We start from the raw sequence: 19,826 nt of genomic DNA, 5'->3' as shown, positions 1-19,826 counted from the left end.
ACCAATATCCGTAGATTTCCTTACCGGGCTCGACCCGAATGTTTCGCGAATGCTTGGGGTGGTATCGGTTTGCCGTCCCGATCGCTTTCTACAGGAGGCGCCTATGGTCCAGGTCTATTTTCACTGCTCCAACACCGAGGGCACGCTGATCGACCGCTACGGCGCCGCAGTCGCCAATCTGACCGAGGCGCGCGACCGCGCCGCTCAGATCATGAACTCGATGATCCAGACCCCCGGCGCCGAAGACTGGCGCGACTGGGTGATCCACGTCAGCGGCTCCGACGGCGAGGATCTGTTCGACCTCCCCTTCACCGCCATGCTCGGCAAGCCACATTGAGGTGATGCCATGTTGCTCGCTTCATTGAACCTGCTGCGCCAGCCCCTCAGCTTCGTCGCCACCAGATGGCAGACGCTGGTCCGCGTCGCAGCCAATCCCTACCGCCCCGAGCTGCACTACATGCGCGGACCCGGCCCGAAATGGCGCGCCAAGTACCAGGCCAGCCGGCTGGATCGCTCGCACTGAGGCGGCGCTTACCGCGCTTTTTCGGACATTTGTATCTTCCGTCATGGCCGGGCTTGTCCCGGCCATCCACGTTTTGGCGGCGCGGATACGAAGACGTGGATGCTCGGGCCCTTCGCCTCGCCGAAGCGGCTTCGGCCGCGCAGGCGGGACAAGCCCGGGCATGACGGGCTTGGGAGCAGCCCCGCACCTCACTGCCAAGAGTATCGCATGTGACTCGCGAGGGCGCCTGCGTGCACGCCTCGTCCTTCGAGACGGCGCTGACGCGCCTCCCCAGGATGAGGCTCCTTGGCATCAGTGTCCGTTGAAACTGCTGCCGCGCACTCCGCCCTCATCCTGAGGAGCCCGCCTCAAGCGGGCGTCTCGAAGGATGGCCGCAGCGAAAGCTCTCATCCCGCGCCTGTATCACACCAGCCATGCCGCGCCTGCCTTTGGATGTTCTCATTGGCGGCAATGTGCCATTGTCCGCGCGCTTCGCCAATTGCGGAGCCTCGCATTCAACGCAGCGAAGCCATCGACGAGCATCAAGACGACACCATGCCTCACCAGTTCAGCCTCAACCAGACCGTCCGCAAGCCCGCCGTCACCTCCAAGGGCGGCATCGTCGCCTCGCAATCGCGGCGGGCGGCCGAAGTCGGGGCGCAGGTGCTGGCCGCCGGCGGCGATTGCGTCGACGCGATCGTGGCGACCACGTTTGCCCTCAACGTCCTGGAACCCTGGAACAGCGGCATCGGCGGCGGCGGCGCGATGGTGCTCTACCGCGCCAAGGAAAATCGCTGTGAGGTGATCGACTACGGCATGTGCGCGCCGCAGAGCCTGCGCACTGCCGACTATCCGCTCAGCGGCGACGGCGCCGTCTCCGACCTGTTTCCTTGGCCGCGGGTGAAGGACGATCGCAACATCCATGGTCCCGGCGCGATTGCCGTCCCCGGCGTCGTCGCCGGAATGGAAGAGGCGCACCGCCGCTACGCCAAATTGCCGTGGAAGGATCTGGTCACGCCGGCAGCTCGGCTCGCCGGCGAAGGCCTGCTGGTCGATTGGTGGACGACGGTGACGATCGCGGGCTCGGCCGCCGATCTCAGACGCTACCACGCGAGCGCGGCCGCGTATCTGAAGGACGGCCTGCCGCCGACCGCGCCGTGGGGCATCAAGGCTGAGACGCGGCTGCCGCAGGATGCCCTGAAGGCGACGCTGTCACATCTTGCGGACGCGGGCGCGCGTGATTTCTATCAGGGCGATCTCGCCAGGAGCATTGCTTCCGACATCAAGGCCGACGGCGGCTCGCTGTCGGTGGAGGATCTCGCAGCCTTCCGCGCCCATCTGCGCGAGCCGCTGGCGATTCCCTATCGCGAAGGCGAGGTGTTCGCGACCCCTGAGCTCACCGCAGGGCCGACGATGGCGCATGCGCTACGGCTGTTGCAGCAGAGCTTGACGCCGGCAGACGCGCCGGATGCCGCCGCCTATGTCGAATATGCGCTCGCCCTGCAGGGCGCCTTCCGTGAGCGTCTCAAGGATATGGGCGATGCCGACGGCAAGCGCTCGCTCGGCGCCGAATATCTCGCGCCGGCCTGCACCACGCATTTCTCGGTGGTCGATCGTCACGGCAACATCGCGGCGGTGACGCAGACGCTGCTCTCGTCGTTCGGTTCGCGATACGTGACACCGCACACCGGCATCACCATGAACAACGGCATCATGTGGTTCGATCCGACGCCTGGTACCACGAACTCGCTCGCACCGGGCAAGCGCTGCCTCTGCAATTACACGCCCGTCATCGCCGAGACGAAGGATGGCAAGCGCCTCGCAATCGGCGCCTCCGGCGGACGCCGCATCCTGCCGTCGGTGATGCAGCTCGTATCCTTCGCGATGGATTACGGCATGGACCTCGACGCCGCCATTCACCAGCCGCGCATCGACGCCAGCGAAGGCGCGGTGGTGATCGGCGATGCGCGGCTGCCGGCGGAGGTGCGCAATGCCCTGGCCGCGCGCTTCGACTATGAAGAGAGCCGGGTGCAGGCGCTGCCGCAGAAATTCGCCTGTCCGAGCGTCGTGATGCGCGAGGGCGAGCTCAATTCCGGCGCGGTCGAGATTTTCCAACCCTGGGCCGATGCGGTGGCGGAGGCTTGACTTCGCTCGACATGCCAGCGCGCGTTGAGCGCCAGCGCAATTACGTATCCAGGCGAGCGTCACGACTCCTCCACATTCGCAGGGAACTTACTCTCCCACCGTTCGTTCACTGAACGGACAAATGCGCTCGCCCCCACCGGAGGACATCATGAAGAAACTTGCGCTCGCCGCCTCGCTGATCATTGCGGCCGGCTTCACATTTACGAGCCCCGCACTGGCGAAGGGTGGGCACGGACATGGACATGGTCATGGCCACAAGATGGGCCATCATCACCATGGCAAGTCGTTCGGCTGGTACCACGGTCGCAAGGTCGGCTGGCGCGGTCACGCGTGCCCGCCCGGACTTTGGAAGCAGGGTCGCTGCTAAAGCCGATCTAAGATTCGAGCAAGGCGTCGCTCCTCACCGAGCGGAGCCTTTTTCATATGCCGAGTCGATCGCGCACACGGCCCGCCATCACCGCAGTCGTCACGCCCACCGGCCAGAACGCGTGCATCGGGATCGGCTTGATGCCCGTGATGGGCATGTCGATCTCGGCCTTGGCGCCGCCGATGAGGCGGCGGGCGAGTTGCGCACCCATGGCGGTCGCAAGCGCAACGCCGCGGCCGTTGCAGCCGAGCGAGATCAGGATGTTCTCCGCGGGCTCGTGCACATGCGGATAATGGTCCGCAGTGATGGCGAGCCGGCTGTTCCAGCCGTGGGTCCAGGCAACGCCCTTGAGCTGCGGCCAGAGTCGCTCCGCATAACGCATGAGATAGGCGACGTCATGCGGCGACCCGATCCAGCGCATCGGGCCGCGCCCGCCCATCAACAGACGGTTCTGCTGATCGATGCGATAGTAGACCGTGATATGGCCGCTCTCGTAGAGCACCGGACGCGTCGGCATGATCGAACGGGCGACTGCGTCGGAAAGCGGCGCGGTGGCGGCGATCGAGGAAAACACCGGCACGATGGTGCGGCGGAGCGCCGGCCAGAGATCGTCGGTGAAGCCGTTGGTGGCGAGCAGGACTTTATCCGCATGAACCACTGCGCGCGGCGTCTCGATGCGCCAGCGCGTGCCGTCGCGGCGCAGCGACAATGCCGGCGTCTCGCCATGAACCTTCGCGCCCGCCGACATCGCGGCGCGGGCAAGACCACGGGCGTAGCTGAGAGGATGCAGATCGCCGCCGCGCGCATCCAACATCGCGCCGATGTAACGATCGGTGCCGGTCATGTCGCGGAGCTGCTCGCGGTTCAGATAAGTCACCGGCATGCCGCGGCGGATGCATTGCTGCGCGGTCTTCTCGATCGCAGCGGCGCTGCTCTCATTGTAAGCCGCGCGCAACGTGCCGTTCTGCCGCGCTTCGCACGGGATCTGGTAGCGGCGGATCAGATCGTGTGTGAAGTTGGTCGTGCCGTAGGCGAACGCGATCATGCGGCGGCCGAGCTCGGTGCCGAAATCGGCCTCGATCTTGTCAGGGTCGTGCTTCAGGCGGGGATTGGTGTGGCCGCCATTGTTACCCGACGCGCCCCAGCCCGGCTCCTGCGCCTCCAGCACCAGCGCCTCGACGCCCTGTTCGGCCAGATGCAGCGCGGTGGAAAGGCCGGTGTAGCCGCCGCCAACGATCGCGACCGAGACGCTCTTGTCGACATCGAGCAGCGGCGTGGCAACCGGCGCCACGGCGGTATCGGCATAGAGCGAGGGCGGCAGAGGCAGGCGCGTCATGTCGAAACCGGTCAGAGCGGATGCAGCACGCGGCGCAGGAAGTCCTGCGTCCGCGCGTGCTGCGGTTGATTGAGCACCGATTTCGCCGGGCCCTGCTCGACGATGACGCCGCCATCGATGAACAGAACACGATCGGCGACGTCGCGCGCAAAGCCCATCTCGTGGGTGACGACGACCATGGTCATGCCGTCGTCGGCGAGCTTGCGCATGACGCCGAGGACGTCGCCGACCAGCTCGGGGTCGAGCGCCGAGGTCGGCTCGTCGAACAGGATCGCCTTGGGCTGCATGGCGAGCGCCCGCGCGATGGCGACGCGCTGCTGCTGCCCGCCGGAGAGCTGCGGCGGATGCGCATCGGCCTTTTCCGCAAGCCCGACCTGAGCGAGCAGCGCGCGGCCGCGCTCGAGCACCTGGGCGCGCGGCTCCTTCTTCACGAAGAGCGGCCCCTCGATCACGTTCTCCAGCGCTGTCCGATGCGGGAACAGGTTGAAGCGCTGGAACACCATCGAGACCTGGGTGCGGATGTTCACGATCGAGGGCGCGTCGCGATCGACCCTCAAGCCCTCGACGCTGATCTCGCCGCGGTCGTAGCTTTCGAGGCCGTTGATACAGCGCAGGATGGTCGACTTGCCGGAGCCGGAGGGGCCGATGATGCAGACCACCTCACCCTTCTCGACGCTCGCCGTGATGCCCTTGAGCACCTCGACCTTGCCAAAGCTCTTGTGGACGTCGCTCAGCTCGATCATCGCTTGCCGGCCCGCTTCTCGAAGTGACGGACCAAGAGGATCAGCGGAATGCTCATGGTGAGGTACATCAGGGCGACCAGCGTGAACACGCTGGTGTTCTTGAACGTCGAGGACGCGATCAGCTTGCCCTGCAGCGCGAGCTCGGCGACCGTGATGGTCGAGGCTTGCGAGGAATCCTTCAGCATCATGATCATGACGTTGCCGTAGGGCGGCAGCACGATGCGCACGGCCTGCGGCAGCACCACGCGGCGCATGGTGAGCCACCAGCCCATGCCGATCGACTGCGCCGCCTCGATCTGCCCCTTGTCGATCGCCTCGATGCCGGCGCGGAAGTTTTCGGCCTGGTAGGCCGAATAGGCGATGCCGAGCCCGAGGATCGCGGCCTGCAACGCGCTGAGCGTAACGCCGAGATCGGGCATCACGAAATAGAGGTAGAACAACAGCACGATGATCGGGATGCCGCGGATCACGTTGATCAGGCTGGCGCTGAGCATCGACAGCGCTTTGATGCCGGAGACCCGCATCATCGCCCAGACCAGGCCGAGCACCGTCGACAGCAACAGCGAGCCGATCGTGACGATGATCGTCAGCGCGACGCCGTTCAGCAGGATCGGGAAGAACTCGACGGCGTCGCGCCAGAAGCCTTTCATCGGGCAGCCTTCGATCAGCTTCTATCGATCAACCTTGTGCTTTCAGGCCCCATTTATCGAGGATCTTGTCGATGGTGCCGTTGGCTTTCAGCTTCGCCAGCGAAGCGTTGATCTTGCCGAGCAGTGCGCTCTCGCCCTTGCGCACGCCGATGCCGACCGAGCCGACCGTGACCGGCTTGTAGCCGTCGACCAGGCGCACCTCGGGGAAGCCGCCCTGCTTCAGATTGTAGGCGAGGATCGGATAGTCGGCGTAGCCGGCCTTGAGTCGGCCGGTGTTCACGTCGCGCAGGATGTCCGGGATGGTGTCGTAGGCCTTCACGTCGGAGAACAGGCCGGTCTTCTTCAGCGCGTCGACGAAGGCGGTGCCGACCTGGGCGCCGACAGTCTCGCCCTTCAGGTCCTCCTGCGTGGCGTAAGCCTTGGTGTCGGTCTTCGGCACCACGAGGCCCTCGCCGTAGCTGTAGATCGGGTCGGAGAAGTCGATGACCTCCTTGCGCGGCGGCGTGATGAACATCGCTGCCGCAATGATGTCGATCTTGCTCGAAGTCAGCGAGGGGATCAGCGCCGAGAACGCCATCGGCTCGATCTGCACGTTGAAGCCGGCATCCTTGCCGACCTCGGTGATGAGATCGACCATGATGCCCTGGATGGTGTTGGTCTTGGTGTCGAGGAAGGTGAAGGGAATGCCCGTCGGAGTCGAGCCGACCTTCAGAGCCTGTTGCGCCGCTGCCGGCACCGCTGTGGCAATGGCGAGCGCCGCAACTGCGGCCTGAACAAAACGCTTCATCGCATCCCCCTTTTGGGCCTGGCCGGCGGCGGCGCGCTCATGTCGCGATCAAACGTTGCGGGCCGGCCCGTTTCGGCCTATTTTCACCAATATGAAAATTTGGTCACACTTTCGCGGGTGATGCAAGCGGTTTTCATGCACATGAAGAAAGCGGTTTGACGTGAGCGGTGGCAAAAGAATGCGCAAACCGGCCGCCGCAAAGCCGGCCAGGAACAGGCCGGCCAAGGTGAAAGCCAAAGCCGCTGCCAAGCCGGCCGAGCCGGCGATGGACGTCGCGGTCGGCCGCCGCATCCGGGATCTCAGGCGAGTCAGGCAGTTCTCGCTGGAGACGGTCGCCGCGCGCACGGAGCTGTCGATCGGCTTCCTCAGCCAGATCGAGCGCGGGCTGTCGTCGCCGTCGCTGCGGGTGCTGGCGACGCTCGCCGACGTGCTCGGCGTCGGCATCGCCGCGCTGTTCGGCGCGAGCCCGAGCGCCGACGGCGCATCGGATCAGGTGGTAACGCGCGGGCTGCAGCGGCCGGAATTGAAACTGTGGCGCACCGGCGTGTCGAAGCAATTGCTGAGCCCCGCGAGCAGCGACAACAAGCTCAATCTGTTTCTGGTGCATCTGGAGGCGGGCGGCTCCACCGGCGATGAGCTCTACACCCACGACGGCGAAGAGGCCGGGCTCGTGCTCGAAGGCGAGATGATGCTGACGGTGGACAGTAAGACGTGGTCGCTGAAGACGGGCGACAGTTTTCGCTTCGCGAGCCGCAGGCCGCACCGGTTTTCCAATCCGGCGCAGGATGCGAAGGCCGTGGTGCTGTGGGTGAATTGCGTCACGGGGGCGGGCTGACTGCTCTCCCTCTCCCCGTTCTTACGGGGAGAGGGTCGGGGTGAGGGGCTCTGTCCACACAAACGGTCACAACGGGACTCGCTGAGGCTCCCCCTCACCCGGAATTTGCTGCGCAAATTCCGGCCTCTCCCCGCACGCGGGGAGAGGAAGAACTCACCCAAACCGGTGCTTGTACCGCTCCACCGATAGCGCACTGACGTCGATGTCCGGCTTCTTCCCCGACAGCATGTCGGCGAGCACGCGGCCCGAGCCGCACGACATGGTCCAGCCGAGCGTGCCGTGGCCGGTGTTGAGGTGGAGGTTGGCGTAGTGGGTCCGGCCGATCACGGGCGGGCCGTCCGGCGTCATCGGGCGCAGGCCGCTCCAGAACGTCGCCTTGGACAGGTCGCCGCCGCGCGGGAACAGGTCGGTCAGCGAATGATCGAGCGTGGCGCGGCGTGCGTCGTAGAGCTTGTCCGAATAGCCGGAGATTTCGGCGGTGCCGCCGACGCGGATGCGATTGCCGAGGCGGGTGATCGCGACCTTGTAGCTCTCGTCCATCACGGTGGATTCCGGCGCGCCGGAGGCGTCCTTGATCGGCACCGTGATCGAATAGCCCTTCACCGGATAGACCGGCAGCGAAATACCGAGCGGCGCCAGGAGCCGCGACGACCAGCTGCCGAGCGCGAGCACGTAAGCGTCCGCCTGCAGCAGGCCGGCGCTGGTGGCGACACCGCTGACGCGCGCGCCATCGGTGACGATACGGTCGATCGAGGTGTTGAACAGGAAGCGCACGCCGAGCGCCTGGGCGTGCCTCGCCAGCGCCTGCGTGAACATGTGGCAGTCACCGGTCTCGTCCTGCGGCAGACGGCGCCCGCCGACGAACTTCTCCTTCACGCCGGCAAGTGCCGGCTCGACCGCAATGCAGCCCTCGCGGTTCAGCACTTCGAAGGGAACGCCATATTGCTTGAGCACGGCGATGTCTTCGGCCGTGCCGTCGAGCTGGGCCTGGTAGCGAAACAGCTGCAGCGTGCCCTGCGAGCGCTCGTCATACTGGATGCCGATGTCGCGGCGCAGATCACGCAAGGCATCGCGGCTGTATTCGGCGATCGGAATCATCCGGCTCTTGTTGACCGCGTAGCGCGCGCTGGTGCAGTTGCGCAGCATCTTGAGCAGCCAGACCCACATGACAGGATCGAGCTTCGGCCGGATCACCAGCGGGCCGTGCTTCATCAACAGCCACTTGATCGCCTTCACCGGCACGCCGGGGCCGGCCCAGGGCGAGGAATAGCCGGGCGACACCTCGCCGGCATTGGCGAAGGAGGTCTCCAGTGCCGGCTCCGGCTGGCGGTCGACGACCGTCACCTCATGGCCGGCACGCGCGAGGTAGTAGGCAGAGGTGACACCGATGACACCGCTGCCGAGGATCAGAACTTTCACGCTTCGTCAAACTCCCGCGGCGCTCGCCGCTGCAAGGACACAACTCGCTAGCGGCGAGAGCAATTATCAGGCCACCTTCTTGATGGCGTCGCCGAGGATCGAGATCATCTGGTCGATGTGGCTCTTCTCGACGATGAGCGGGGGCGACATCGCGACGGAATCGCCACCGGTGCGAAGATAGAGGCCGTTGTTGAAGCATTCGACCAGCATGTCGTAGCCGCGCGCGCCGACCGCGCCGCCACGCGGCGCAAGCTCGACCGCGCCCATCAGGCCGCAATTGCGGATGTCGACGACGTTCGGCAGGCCTTTGAGCGAATGCAGCGCATCGCGCCAGTATTCGGCGAGCGAGGCGCCGCGCGTGAGCAGGCCTTCGTCCTTGTAGATGTCGAGCGTCGCGATGCCCGCGGCGCAGGCGACCGGATGCGCCGAATAGGTGTAGCCGTGGAACAGCTCGATCTGGTTCTCCGGGCCGGTCATCATGCCGTCGTGCACCTTGCGGCTGGCGAACACGGCGCCGCAGGGCACGGTGCCGTTGGTGATGCCCTTGGCCGTGGTCATCAGGTCCGGCGTGACGCCAAAGAAGTTGGCGGCGAACGGCGTGCCGAGGCGGCCAAAGCCGGTGATGACCTCGTCGAAGATCAGGAGGATGCCGTGCTTGTCGCAGATCTCGCGCAGGCGCTGCAGATATCCCTTCGGCGGCGGCAACACCGCGGTCGAGCCCGGCACCGGCTCGACGATGACGGCGGCGATCGTTTCCGCGCCGTGCAGGGCGACCAGACGCTCGAGATCGTCGGCGAGCTCGGCGCCGTGCTCGGGCAGGTCCTTGGCGAAGGCGTTGCGGGTGAGATCATGGGTGTGGCGGATGTGGTCGACGCCTGGCAGCAGGGTGGTGAAGGCGCGGCGGTTGGCGACCATGCCGCCGACCGAGGTGCCGCCGAAGCCGACGCCGTGATAGCCGCGCTCGCGACCGATCAGGCGGGTGCGGCTGGCCTGGCCGTTGGCGCGGTGATAGGCCAGCGCGATCTTCAGCGCGGTGTCGACCGACTCGGAGCCGGAATTGGTGAAGAAGACGCGGTCGAGGCCCTTTGGGGCGATCTCGGCGAGACGCTCGGCGAAGTCGAATGCCAGCGGATGGCCCATCTGGAACGACGGCGCGAAGTCCAGCGTCATCAGCTGGCGCTCGACGGCGGCGGCGATCTGCTTGCGGCCGTGGCCGGCATTGACGCACCAGAGCCCGGCGGAGCCGTCGATCACCTGGCGGCCATCGACGCTGGTGTAGTACATGCCCTCGGCCGAGGAGAACAGGCGCGGCGACTTCTTGAACTGCCGGTTGGCCGTAAAGGGCATCCAGTACGAATCGGTCTTGATGGTGTTCGGAATCTGATGAAGGGTCACGGCCGCGCTCCTGTGCTGACCCCATAGCTGAGCCATGGCTTGGATGGCGCAACAAGTCCTTTTCTGGTGACCTGCAAGCCATTGATTTGACTGGGGCTGCCGGTCCATATTTGCGCGATCCGCAACACCTGCAACACGGGACTAGGGCATGAGCGTCGACATCGGTGGACGGCTGCGATTCATCCGGGCGCGCCACAAGCTGTCGCAGCGCGAGCTGGCCAAGCGCGCCGGCGTCACCAATTCGACGATCTCGCTGATCGAATCCAACCAGATGAACCCTTCGGTCGGCGCGCTCAAGCGCATCCTCGACGGCATCCCGATGGGGCTCGCCGAGTTCTTCGCGCTGGAGCCGGAGTCCAGGCGCAAGATCTTCTACCGCGCCGAGGAGCTCACCGAAGTCGGCAAGAAGCCGATCTCATACCGGCAGGTCGGCGACAATCTGTTCGGCCGCAGCCTGCAGATCCTGAAGGAGCGCTACGAGCCCGGCAGCGACACCGGGCGCGTGCATCTCGTCCATGACGGCGAGGAAGGCGGCATCGTGATTTCGGGCAAGCTCGAGGTCACCGTCGAGGACGAGCGCCGCATCCTCAATCCCGGCGATGCCTATTATTTCGAGAGCCGCCGCCCGCATCGCTTCCGCTGCGTCGGCGGCAAACCGTGCGAGGTGATCTCGGCCTGCACGCCGCCGACGTTCTGACGGTCCCTCCGCAATCGTACGGAGCCGAGGATCTAGCGGATATTGAGCCACCGCAATTTCCGCGAACCGCAGCTTGATATGTTGGGAGCCGTAGCCGAGCAGCCTCGCGCAAAGGTGCTGAGGTTATGGCCCCGGACTCCTAGGCACTCCGGGGCCGCCTGTTTCGGAAGAGCTAGAGCTACGTCAGCAGTTCCTCGATCCGGATCGGAAAGTCGCGGACGCGCACGCCGGTGGCGTGCCAGACCGCGTTGGCGACCGCGCCGGCGCTGCCGGTGATGCCGATCTCGCCGACACCCTTGATGCCGAGCGCATTCACGTGCGGATCGTGCTCCTCGACCGTGATGACGTCGAGCGGCGGCACGTCGGCGTTCACGGGGATGTGGTACTCGCCGAGATTGGCATTCATGATCCGTCCGCTGCGCCGGTCTGTGATTGCCGCCTCGTGCAGCGCGAAGGACATGCCCCAGATCATGCCGCCGAACAGCTGGCTCTGCACCATGCGCGGATTGACGATGCGCCCGGCGGCGAAGGCGCCGATCATGCGGGTGAGGCGAACCTGGCCGAGCTCGGGATCGACCTTCACCTCGGCGAACACCGCGCCATGGGCATGCATCGCATATTGCTCCATCGCCGCAGGGTTCGGCGCGCCGGTGCCGCGCGCCTCCACTTCGGCAACGCCCGCGCGCGCCAGAATCTCGGCATAGCTCTCGCTGCGGCTCTCATCGTCGCGGCGGATCAGCCTGCCGTCGCGCGCGATCACGCCGGCATTGCCGGCGCCGAACAGCGGCGAGCGCTCGTCGCTGGTGGCGAGATCGGCGAGCTTTCCGATCACGGCGGCACCGGCGCTGTGGATCGCAGCGCCTGCGGTTGCCGTGTGCGCCGAGCCGCCGGCGATGCCGGCATCGGGCAGGTCGGACGTGCCGGACCTGAAGTCTAGGCGGTCGATGTCGAGACCGACGGAATCGGCCGCGATCTGCGCCAGCGCCGTCCAGGCGCCCTGCCCCATGTCATGCGCGCCGATCTCCATCACGCCGGAGCCGTCGCGGCGGATCGCCGCGCGCGCCTCGGCCTGGAACATCAGCGCCGGGAAGGTCGCCGTACCCATGCCCCAGCCGACCAGAAGGCCGGCATCGTCGCGCATCTGCCGCGGCTGCAGCGGACGCTTGGCCCAGCCGAAGCGCGCGGCGCCCTGCTCGTAGCAGGCGCGCAGCGCCTTGGAGGAGAACGGCCGCCCCGTCATCGGCTCGACCTCGGCGTAGTTCTTCAGGCGGAAAGCGAGCGGATCCATGCCGCAGGCCCAGGCCATCTCGTCGATCGCGCTCTCGAGCGCGATCGAGCCGGTCGCCTCGCCCGGCGCGCGCATGAACAACGGCGTGCCGGTGTTGACGCGCACGGCATCGTGCGAGGTGCGGATCGCGGGCGCCGCGTAGAGCGTGTGCGAGGCATCGGCGGCGGGCTCGTAGAAATCGTCGAAGGTGCTCGACACGGTTCGCGCGTGATGATCGAGCGCAGTCAGGCGTCCCTCGCCGTCGGCGCCGAGGCGCAGGCGCTGGCGCGTCGGCGCACGGTGGCCGACCGGGCCATACATCTGCTCGCGGCGCAGCACCAGCTTGACCGGCCTGCCGACCAGCTTCGCGGCCATCACGCCGAGGATCTGCGGTCCGGTCAGGAAGCCCTTCGAGCCGAAGCCGCCGCCGAGGAACGGGCTGCGGATGTGAATCTTCTCCGGCGCGAGGCCAAACAGCTCGGCAACGCGGGCTCGAGCCATCACCATGGCCTGGCTCGGCGTGTCGAGGAAGAGCTTGTCACCCTCCCAGCGCGCCACGATCGCATGCGGCTCCATCGCGTTATGATATTGCGGCGGCGTCTCGTAGGTCGCGTCGATCTGCTTGTCGGCCGCGGCGAGGCCCGCTTCGACATCGCCGCGATGGCTTTCCGTGGGATTGCCGACGCCGACGACCGGCGGCACGAAGCTCTCGCCGGCATCGAGGCCGACGAGCGCAGGCTGCACCTCGTAACGCGGCGCCAGCTGCGCCGCGCCTTCCGTCGCGGCCTCCAGCGTTTCGGCGATCACGACCGCAATCGCCTGATTGGCGTAGCGGATATCGTTGCTCTGCAACACCTCCATCCGGAACACGAACGGATTGGTCTTGAGGTCGGGGTCGATCGCGAGCTCTGGCTTGTGATCGGGCGTCATGACATCGATGACGCCGGGATGGCGTTTTGCGGCAGCGACATCGAGCGAGACCACACGGCCCCGCGCAATGCTCGAGACGGCCATCACGGCAAACAGCATGCCGGGCGGATGATTGTCCGCGGCATAGCTTGCCTGCCCCGTCACCTTGAGGATGCCGTCACGGCGGGTCAGCGGCTGGCCGATATTCGAGCCGTGCCTGAGATGTGCGGGCGCACTGGTCAAATTGAGCTCAGACATGGACGGCTCCGGAGGTCGAGGCGAAGGGAGAGGCCGGCAGCGCGGGGATCCGCACAGGCGTGCCGGCAGCGGCCAAGGTCAGCGCGCGCACGACGATGCGGCGCGCGAGCTCGATCTTGAAGGCGTTGTCGCCGGACGGTTTTGCGCTCTCGAGCGCACGCCGGGCGGCCTCCTGGAACGCGTCCGCCGTCGGCGCGACGCCCTTGAGGACGTCTTCCGCTGCACGGGCGCGCCAGGGCTTTGCGGCGACGCCGCCGAGCGCGAGCCGCGCCTGTGCGATTCTGCCGTTCTCGATCCGCAGCGCAGCCGCGGCCGAGACGACGGCAAAGGCATAGGAGGTGCGCTCGCGCACCTTGAGGTAACGCGCATGCGCGGCAAAGCCGCGTGCGGCAGGCGGCAGGCGCACCGCGACGATGAGATCGCCGGGCTCGAGCACCGACTCGCGCTCGGGCGCATCGCCGGGCAGGCGGTGCAGCTCGTCGAGCGCGACCTCGCGCCGGCCGCCCCTGCCCTCGATCTCGACGATGGCATCGAGCGCGACCAGCGGCACGCAGAAATCCGAGGGGTGTGTGGCGATGCAGCTCTCGCTCCAGCCGAGCACGGCATGGCTGCGGTTGTCGCCGTCGCGCGCGTCGCAGCCGGAGCCCGGCGCCTGCTTGTTGCAGCGGCTGGCAGTGTCGTAGAAATACGCGCAACGCGTCCGTTGCAACAAATTGCCGCCGACGGTGGCGGCATTGCGCAATTGAGCCGACGCTCCCGAGAGCAGCGCTTCGGCCACTGCGGGATAGGACCGCGCGAACTCCGCATCATGCGCGAGGTCGGCATTGCGCACCAGCGCGCCGATGCGCAAAGACCCGTCCGCGAGAGTCTCGATCTGATCGAGCCCATCGAGACGCGTGACGTCGACCAGCCGGTCCGGACGGCTGATGCCACCCTTCATCAGGTCGAGCAGGTTGGTGCCGGCTGCGAGGTAGACCGCGCCGGGCTGGGCCGCCGCCGCAACGGCTTCAGTGACCGTGGCCGGCCTGACATAATCGAACGGTTTCATGCGGAACGCCTCTGATTGGTTTCGTCCATTTGTCCTTGCGCTTCCAGCACGGCATCGACGATGCCGACGTAAGCGCCGCAGCGGCACAGATTGCCGCTCATGCATTCGCGGACGCGCTCGGGATCGTTGCCGGCCTGGCCTTCTCTGATCATGCCGATCGCGCTCATGATCTGGCCCGGCGTGCAGAAGCCGCATTGAAAGCCGTCATGTGCGATGAAGGCGGCCTGCACGGGATGGAGCTGGTCGCCGCGCGCGAGGCCTTCGATGGTGAGGATGTCGGCCCCGTCATGGCTGATGGCGAGCGCGAGGCAGGAATTGATACGCTTGCCGTCGACCAGGATGGTGCAGGCGCCGCATTGGCCGCGGTCGCACCCCTTCTTGGTTCCGGTCAGATGAAGGCGCTCACGCAGGAGATCGAGCAGCGTGACGCGCGGATCGTCGAGGACGAAATCGCGCCGCGCACCGTTCACGGTGAGGCTGATGGAGTGGTTCATACAAGGCTCCGATCAGATTTGGACATGAGTCATCGCGCAGCGCGCCACCGCCGTGGCCGCTGTCGAATAGCGCCGTCCGAACACGATGCGTCGGACGCTTGATCGGAAGATACGGAGGCAGCCTCCGCTTAACAAGGGCGGCGCGGAAAAATCTGGAATTCGTCAAAAGCGCGTGCGTCACCAACGCGATGCAGCCCTGCGCGGGTCCGGCGAGGGTTCAATCTAACCAATTCGTGATCTACATTGCGCGCCATGGACGACCACACCGACCAGACCCGCAAACCCCGCGCCGATGCCGTGCGCAATCGCGAGCGCGTGCTCGAAGCGGCAAAGCTGGTGTTCAGCGCGGGCGGTTCGGAGGCGAGCCTGGAAGCGGTGGCCAAGCGCGCCGGGGTCGGCATCGGCACGCTGTATCGGCATTTCCCGACGCGCGAGGCCTTGTTCGAGGCGGTGTACCGCCGCGAGGTCGAGCAGCTCAGCGAGCTGGCCGAGCAATTGAAGAATGCCAAGGATCCGGTCGAGGCGCTGCGGCGCTGGCTGCGATCAGGGGTCGAGTTTGTTGCGACCAAGAAGGGGATGATGGCAGCGCTCGCGCTCGCGGTGCAGAGCGGGTCGGAGCTGCATGCTTTCTCCTTCGAGCGTCTGACCAAGGCGATCGGCTCGCTGCTGGACCGCGCCATCGCAGCCGGCGAGATGCGCGCCGACATCAACCCGGAGGATCTGCTGCGCGCCTTCTTCGGCATGTGCTACGTGCACGACCAGCCCGGTTGGCAGGCGACGGCGCTGCGTCTGCTCGACGTGTTCGTCGACGGCTTGCGCGTGCGGCCTCCCAGCAAGGCCCGCTCGTCGATGACGACAAAGCCTGCGACGAAGCGAAAGCGCTAGGCTGGAGCTTGCCGATGGGAGCCGCTGACCCCGAGCGGACTTCGCTAAACATGGAACTGTTGTCACCTAATCCGATTCAAAGGATCATTTGATACATCGCTTCGACTTGCGACATGGCAGGTTCAGGCATGGCGCCAGTTCTCAATTTGCCCCGGCTCACCAATTCGCTCAGACAGGATCGTCTGGCGCTTCAACGTGCCCGCGAGGTCGTGGCGGAGGCGACCGAGGTGCTTCAACGCTGTCCAAAGCCGGATACGTTTCTAGGCCGTAAGACTCAAGAGCCGTTTCCGAATGAGGACGAAACAAAGTTGACCAGGGTGGCGCAGCGTTCAAGCCGCGAGCCGTTTCCAAGAACGTAAAGGCTTCATTAACACACCTGAATGCACTTCCGGGCCGTGGCAGGCATATCGGCCTCATCGGAAAACCGGATTAGACAATGCTGGCCAGACCAGATGCTAGAGCGAGCCGATGGACGCGAAAAGCTTGCTGATCTAACGCGCGACAACGTGGTGGCCCATAGCCTGCGCGAAGCCGCCCGGCAATGGCGAGCCATGGCCGTGCAGCAGGACTTGCTGGAGCGCGAACCGACCTGTCGCAGATCCGTAACCGCTCTGATTAGAGCAACTTCAAAGGATTGCTGCGCCGAGTTTGCTGAGATAACTTGCCTGTCATCACCGGCCAAGGCCGTGCCGTAGGCGTCGGTGGCTGAGAGACCAATCGTGCTCCCGCCTGCATCTATGCATGGGAGCGACAAATGGATCGCGCCATGGCGCTTCGCCATCTGGCGGAAGCCGAAGAGCACATTTCACTGGCCGACCGACACCTTTCCGAGCAGGAGGTTCGAATTGCGGACCTTGAGCTTTCGGGGCACGACACGAGCTTGGCTCGCGCTATCGGCGAAACATTTCGGCTGACACTGGCGCGGCACCTCGCGCACCGCGATCACATTTTGAGAGAGCTGATACCGTAGCTCTCGGCCCGTGCTTTCGAACATCCCGTCGATCAAAACGCCAACTATGGCGCAGTATGATCTCGCCATCGGCACTAAACAGGGTAGCGCCATTTCAACGCGACGCAGGAATCAGCTTCTGGCCGATCGGCGACTTGCACGACCTCTGATGTTTGTGCCGCCGTCAGTTCAGCTGTCCTGACGCGCCGCTGGCGTTATAGGCCACCTCGCCCTTCCCAGTAGGTTGGCGTTCCATAATACCGGTGAGTTCGCGTTTCCCAGTCTCGATCTTCCCAGGAGTCATCGCTGAACTCAGGCGCATCCCTCAGTTGTTGCTCGGTGATATTGGTTCGGAAACCGTCAAGCGACGTGTCATATTTCAGAGCGCCCCAGGGAATCGGGTAGTGGCTGTGACCCAAGCCCACAAATCCACCAAAGCTCATGACCGCATAAGCCACGCGGCCTGACACCTTGTCGATGATGAGGTGATCAATCTCGCCGATATTCGTCCCATCTGCTCCATAAACCTCGGTTCCCTCAATGTCCTCGCTTGAGATGCAGTGATGATCCGGATGTGCTGTTGCACGGGCCATGACTTTGCTCCTTGGTAAGGTGGTTTTGCCGGCTTAACTCGGCCATCGCGGAGCCGTTCCTGCCTTAGGAGAACATGTCGCAGCTGCCTGCTGTTGCGCCGCTGTCCCGGATGAGTCGGCATCTGGAGCGTTCAAACCCAGCGCGTGATTTCTGAGTGCACGCCCTGGCGCCGCAGATGTGCTAGCATCGCCTCCGCCGGGATACTCAACGCGGAGCCTGTCATGCGCATCGCAGCCTTGCTGGTCGCTCTCATTGTTGCCTGTCATCACGTTTCGGCGTTTGCCGGCGATGTCGCGGCGGCCCAGAGCGTCATCCGCGCCCAGGAGCAGGCCTTCGTTCGCGACGATGCGACGGCGGCCTATTCCTATGCGGCGCCGGCGATCAAGGAGATCTTTCCCGCACCCGACATCTTCATGTCCATGGTGCAGAACGGCTACGCGCCGGTCTATCGCCACAAGAGTTTCGAATTTGGCGAGAGCAAGAGCGATGGCGGCTGGATCGCCCAGCGCGTTCATATCGTCGATGCCAATGGCGAGGCCTGGGAGGCGCTCTACACGCTCGAGCAGCAGGGCGACGGCAGCTACAAGATCACCGGCTGCTCGCTGCTGAAGGCGGGACAGGCCGTTTAGGTGGCAAAGCCCGGGCCGGTCTTGACCGAGCCCGTCCGCGCGCGGATCAAGAGCAGCACGACGATGCCGATGTTCAGCGCGTTCCATGCCACGCCGTTGGCAAATGCCGCCGCGTACGAGCCGGTGGCATCGAAGATGACGCCGGACACCCAGCCGCCGAAGGACATGCCGAACACGGACGCAAAGATCACGATACCGACGCGGGTCGCGGCCTCGCTCGCCGGCATCGCCTCGCGCACGATGATGGCGTAGCTCGGCACGATGCCGCCCTGGAACAGGCCGAACATCGCGGAGATCAGATAAAGCGAGGTCAGGCTGTCGAAAAACAGATAGAACACCAGCGCAAAGCCCTGCGCCAACGATCCCACCAGCAGCGTGTAGATGCCGCCGATCTTGTCGGCGAGGTAGCCCGAGCCGATCCGGCTGACGATGCCGCAGCCCATCATCAAGGACAGCATCTCGGCGCCGCGCGCGACGCCATAACCGAGATCGCCGCAATAGGCGACGATGTGCACCTGCGGCATCGCCATCGCCACGCAGCAGGAGATGCTGGCGATCGAGAGCAGCACGGTCAGCGTATTCGTCGACAGCCTGAGATCGACCCGCGGCGGCGGCGCGTTGGCATGATCGTGGACCGTGTCGCGCCCCATCTGCGCGCGCAGGATCAGCACCAGCACCGTCATCAGGCCGGCGCAGACGATGCCGATGCCGATATGGGTGTAGCGCCACCCGATCTCCTGCGTGCCCCAGCTCACGATCGGCGGCCACATCGCGCCGGCGACATAATTGCCGCTGGCGACGATGGTCACGGCAAGACCGCGATAGCGCTCGAACCAGTGCGAAGCTTCGGCCATCAGCGGCGCGAAGGTCGCGGAGGTGCCGAGCCCGATGAAGAAATAAGCCGCCACGAACTGCCACAGCTGGCCGGACAGGCCCGCGAGCACATTGGCGACGCCGAGAAAGGCGATGCTGATCGCCATCGCCGGAACGATGCCGAACCGGTCGGTGATCTTGCCGGCGATCACGCCGCCGAGCCCGAAGCCGAACATCATGAGGGTGAAAGCCAGCGACACCGCGCCGCGCGTGGCAGCGAACTCGGCCTGCACGATCGGAATCACGACCACGACTGCCCACATGCCGACGGCGCCGATCGAGCCGATCACGAGGGCAATGACGAGCCGCACCCAGGCCTGACGGGAGTCAGGGGTGAAGGCGTCAGGTGTTTGCCCTGGATGATTTGGCGCGTGCACGGGCAGGACCATGTTCGCGGACCGCCGCATGGTCAACCATCTTGCTGCGATATTGGGCATGCGCGGTGCGCTGCGGTAATAAGCTCTTGGCGAATGCGTCTTTTGCCATTAGTTTGCAACAAGCGTGTGCAACATTGCCGCGCGAGGAGCCTATCGGCGGAATGTTGATGCGATTGACGCGATCGATGCGGATCAGGGTGGGGCGGATCATCGCCCTCGCCTATCTGTTCTGCGTGCTCGCGCCGGCCGCAAGCCTCGCCTGGGGCAGTGCTGCGCCCTGCCTCGGCGACGATGCCCTGGCTGACCTCGTTCCGGCGCATCACCATATGGCTGCGAGCCATGATATGGCTGCGAACCCTGGCGATGTTCCGCACGAGCACGCGGGAACGCCTTCGCAGACCGCTGCGAAGGACGCACCTGCTCCGAATCATCACGACGGCAAGCGAACTGTGGGCCCCTGCTGTGCGATGATGTGCGTCAGCGCGCTGCCGGCCGATCTGCCCAGCCTCGCCACGCCGCTCCGGCCGATGTCGACCTGTGCGCCCGAGATCGTGCCCAGCCTGCACAGCGCGGCGCCGCCCCAGCACTACCGTCCCCCCATCGCCTGATCTGACATGACGGCGTCGGTTTCGATGCGCGCTTTGCGCGCGCGAACCTGTGGTCTCCA

Annotated in this window: 23 protein-coding genes; 10 read left to right on the top strand and 13 right to left on the bottom strand. The window is 65.5% G+C overall.

Annotation, left to right across the window (positions count from 1 at the left end; translation table 11 throughout):
• Positions 1-103 precede the first annotated feature (103 nt).
• The 4 genes from GA0061099_RS24810 (at position 104) to GA0061099_RS41345 (ending at position 3,014) form a co-directional block, all read left to right on the top strand.
• Positions 104-337, top strand: coding sequence for a DUF6894 family protein (locus GA0061099_RS24810; protein WP_036011788.1), 234 nt, complete (start codon positions 104-106; stop codon positions 335-337).
• Between the two features lie 9 nt (positions 338-346).
• Positions 347-523: a hypothetical protein gene (locus GA0061099_RS41350; protein WP_167361673.1), complete on the top strand. Its 177-nt coding sequence runs from the start codon at positions 347-349 to the stop codon at positions 521-523.
• Between the two features lie 534 nt (positions 524-1,057).
• Positions 1,058-2,647, top strand: coding sequence for a gamma-glutamyltransferase family protein (locus tag GA0061099_RS24805; RefSeq protein WP_036026809.1), 1,590 nt, complete (start codon positions 1,058-1,060; stop codon positions 2,645-2,647).
• Between the two features lie 148 nt (positions 2,648-2,795).
• Complete coding sequence (locus GA0061099_RS41345) at positions 2,796-3,014, top strand: hypothetical protein (protein ID WP_081494583.1); 219 nt, start codon at positions 2,796-2,798, stop codon at positions 3,012-3,014.
• 52 nt (positions 3,015-3,066) lie between these two features.
• Here the strand turns inward: GA0061099_RS41345 and GA0061099_RS24800 are convergent, their stop codons facing one another.
• Genes GA0061099_RS24800 through GA0061099_RS41340 form a run of 5 tightly spaced genes read right to left on the bottom strand, consistent with a single transcriptional unit; the run spans position 3,067 to position 6,821 of the window.
• Positions 3,067-4,350, bottom strand: a complete 1,284-nt coding sequence (locus GA0061099_RS24800; RefSeq protein ID WP_074448093.1) for an NAD(P)/FAD-dependent oxidoreductase — start codon at positions 4,348-4,350, stop codon at positions 3,067-3,069.
• An 11-nt stretch (positions 4,351-4,361) separates the two neighbouring features.
• The gene (locus tag GA0061099_RS24795; protein WP_036011798.1) at positions 4,362-5,093 is read right to left on the bottom strand and encodes an amino acid ABC transporter ATP-binding protein; all 732 of its coding nucleotides are present in this window, start codon (positions 5,091-5,093) and stop codon (positions 4,362-4,364) included.
• The gene (locus GA0061099_RS24790) at positions 5,090-5,743 is read right to left on the bottom strand and encodes an amino acid ABC transporter permease (protein WP_024341720.1); all 654 of its coding nucleotides are present in this window, start codon (positions 5,741-5,743) and stop codon (positions 5,090-5,092) included. The genes GA0061099_RS24795 and GA0061099_RS24790 overlap by 4 nt, the downstream gene beginning before the upstream one ends.
• Positions 5,744-5,771: 28 nt before the next feature.
• Positions 5,772-6,530, bottom strand: coding sequence for an ABC transporter substrate-binding protein (locus GA0061099_RS24785; RefSeq protein ID WP_036011803.1), 759 nt, complete (start codon positions 6,528-6,530; stop codon positions 5,772-5,774).
• Positions 6,531-6,578: 48 nt separating this feature from the next.
• Complete coding sequence (locus GA0061099_RS41340; protein WP_162130851.1) at positions 6,579-6,821, bottom strand: hypothetical protein; 243 nt, start codon at positions 6,819-6,821, stop codon at positions 6,579-6,581.
• On the opposite strand from GA0061099_RS41340, the gene GA0061099_RS24780 reads away from it, so the two are divergent.
• Positions 6,709-7,365 carry a helix-turn-helix domain-containing protein gene (locus GA0061099_RS24780; RefSeq protein WP_036026786.1) on the top strand — a complete coding sequence of 219 codons (657 nt, stop codon included), beginning with the start codon at positions 6,709-6,711 and terminating at the stop codon, positions 7,363-7,365. The two genes, GA0061099_RS41340 and GA0061099_RS24780, sit on opposite strands and share 113 nt — an antisense overlap.
• A 153-nt stretch (positions 7,366-7,518) precedes the next feature.
• Here GA0061099_RS24780 and GA0061099_RS24775 read toward each other — a convergent pair whose 3' ends face one another.
• Positions 7,519-8,784: a D-amino acid dehydrogenase gene (locus GA0061099_RS24775; RefSeq protein WP_074448092.1), complete on the bottom strand. Its 1,266-nt coding sequence runs from the start codon at positions 8,782-8,784 to the stop codon at positions 7,519-7,521.
• 66 nt (positions 8,785-8,850) lie between these two features.
• Positions 8,851-10,179, bottom strand: a complete 1,329-nt coding sequence (gene aptA / locus GA0061099_RS24770) for an omega-aminotransferase AptA (RefSeq protein ID WP_036026788.1) — start codon at positions 10,177-10,179, stop codon at positions 8,851-8,853.
• Between the two features lie 148 nt (positions 10,180-10,327).
• On the opposite strand from aptA, the gene GA0061099_RS24765 reads away from it, so the two are divergent.
• Positions 10,328-10,876, top strand: coding sequence for a cupin domain-containing protein (locus tag GA0061099_RS24765; RefSeq protein ID WP_018646206.1), 549 nt, complete (start codon positions 10,328-10,330; stop codon positions 10,874-10,876).
• 178 nt (positions 10,877-11,054) lie between these two features.
• Here the strand turns inward: GA0061099_RS24765 and GA0061099_RS24760 are convergent, their stop codons facing one another.
• The 3 genes from GA0061099_RS24760 to GA0061099_RS24750 are packed head-to-tail and all read right to left on the bottom strand — an operon-like array spanning position 11,055 to position 14,852.
• The gene (locus tag GA0061099_RS24760) at positions 11,055-13,310 is read right to left on the bottom strand and encodes a xanthine dehydrogenase family protein molybdopterin-binding subunit (protein WP_074448091.1); all 2,256 of its coding nucleotides are present in this window, start codon (positions 13,308-13,310) and stop codon (positions 11,055-11,057) included.
• Entirely contained in the window at positions 13,303-14,358 is a 1,056-nt protein-coding gene (locus tag GA0061099_RS24755; RefSeq protein WP_036026792.1) for an FAD binding domain-containing protein, read from the bottom strand. The genes GA0061099_RS24760 and GA0061099_RS24755 overlap by 8 nt, the downstream gene beginning before the upstream one ends.
• Positions 14,355-14,852, bottom strand: a complete 498-nt coding sequence (locus GA0061099_RS24750) for a (2Fe-2S)-binding protein (protein ID WP_036026794.1) — start codon at positions 14,850-14,852, stop codon at positions 14,355-14,357. Before GA0061099_RS24750 ends, GA0061099_RS24755 begins: the two co-directional genes overlap by 4 nt.
• Positions 14,853-15,104: 252 nt before the next feature.
• On the opposite strand from GA0061099_RS24750, the gene GA0061099_RS24745 reads away from it, so the two are divergent.
• Both GA0061099_RS24745 and GA0061099_RS24740 read left to right on the top strand, forming a co-directional pair.
• Positions 15,105-15,737, top strand: a complete 633-nt coding sequence (locus tag GA0061099_RS24745) for a TetR/AcrR family transcriptional regulator (RefSeq protein ID WP_036026796.1) — start codon at positions 15,105-15,107, stop codon at positions 15,735-15,737.
• A gap of 754 nt (positions 15,738-16,491) precedes the next feature.
• The gene (locus GA0061099_RS24740; RefSeq protein WP_036011828.1) at positions 16,492-16,707 is read left to right on the top strand and encodes a hypothetical protein; all 216 of its coding nucleotides are present in this window, start codon (positions 16,492-16,494) and stop codon (positions 16,705-16,707) included.
• A 194-nt stretch (positions 16,708-16,901) separates the two neighbouring features.
• Here the strand turns inward: GA0061099_RS24740 and GA0061099_RS24735 are convergent, their stop codons facing one another.
• Complete coding sequence (locus GA0061099_RS24735) at positions 16,902-17,279, bottom strand: PRC-barrel domain-containing protein (protein ID WP_074448090.1); 378 nt, start codon at positions 17,277-17,279, stop codon at positions 16,902-16,904.
• A 222-nt stretch (positions 17,280-17,501) separates the two neighbouring features.
• Here GA0061099_RS24735 and GA0061099_RS24730 point away from each other — a divergent pair, with 222 nt between their 5' ends.
• On the top strand, positions 17,502-17,909 hold the full coding sequence (locus GA0061099_RS24730) for a DUF4864 domain-containing protein (protein WP_036026798.1): 408 nt from the start codon (positions 17,502-17,504) through the stop codon (positions 17,907-17,909).
• On the opposite strand, the gene GA0061099_RS24725 is transcribed toward GA0061099_RS24730, so the two are convergent.
• Together GA0061099_RS24725 and GA0061099_RS41335 are read right to left on the bottom strand one after the other, a co-directional pair.
• Entirely contained in the window at positions 17,906-19,171 is a 1,266-nt protein-coding gene (locus GA0061099_RS24725) for an MFS transporter (protein WP_036026810.1), read from the bottom strand. The genes GA0061099_RS24730 and GA0061099_RS24725 overlap by 4 nt on opposite strands.
• Complete coding sequence (locus GA0061099_RS41335) at positions 19,125-19,370, bottom strand: hypothetical protein (RefSeq protein ID WP_162130852.1); 246 nt, start codon at positions 19,368-19,370, stop codon at positions 19,125-19,127. Before GA0061099_RS41335 ends, GA0061099_RS24725 begins: the two co-directional genes overlap by 47 nt.
• On the opposite strand from GA0061099_RS41335, the gene GA0061099_RS24720 reads away from it, so the two are divergent.
• Positions 19,345-19,767 (top strand): hypothetical protein, encoded by a 423-nt coding sequence (locus GA0061099_RS24720; protein ID WP_225156479.1) that lies wholly within the window; start codon positions 19,345-19,347, stop codon positions 19,765-19,767. The genes GA0061099_RS41335 and GA0061099_RS24720 overlap by 26 nt on opposite strands.
• Positions 19,768-19,826: the final 59 nt, after the last annotated feature.

Source organism: Bradyrhizobium yuanmingense, assembly GCF_900094575.1.
Taxonomy (GTDB): domain Bacteria; phylum Pseudomonadota; class Alphaproteobacteria; order Rhizobiales; family Xanthobacteraceae; genus Bradyrhizobium; species Bradyrhizobium yuanmingense.
The sequence above is the reverse complement of the archived record's forward strand: the minus strand, read 5'-3'. Positions and strand labels throughout refer to the sequence as shown.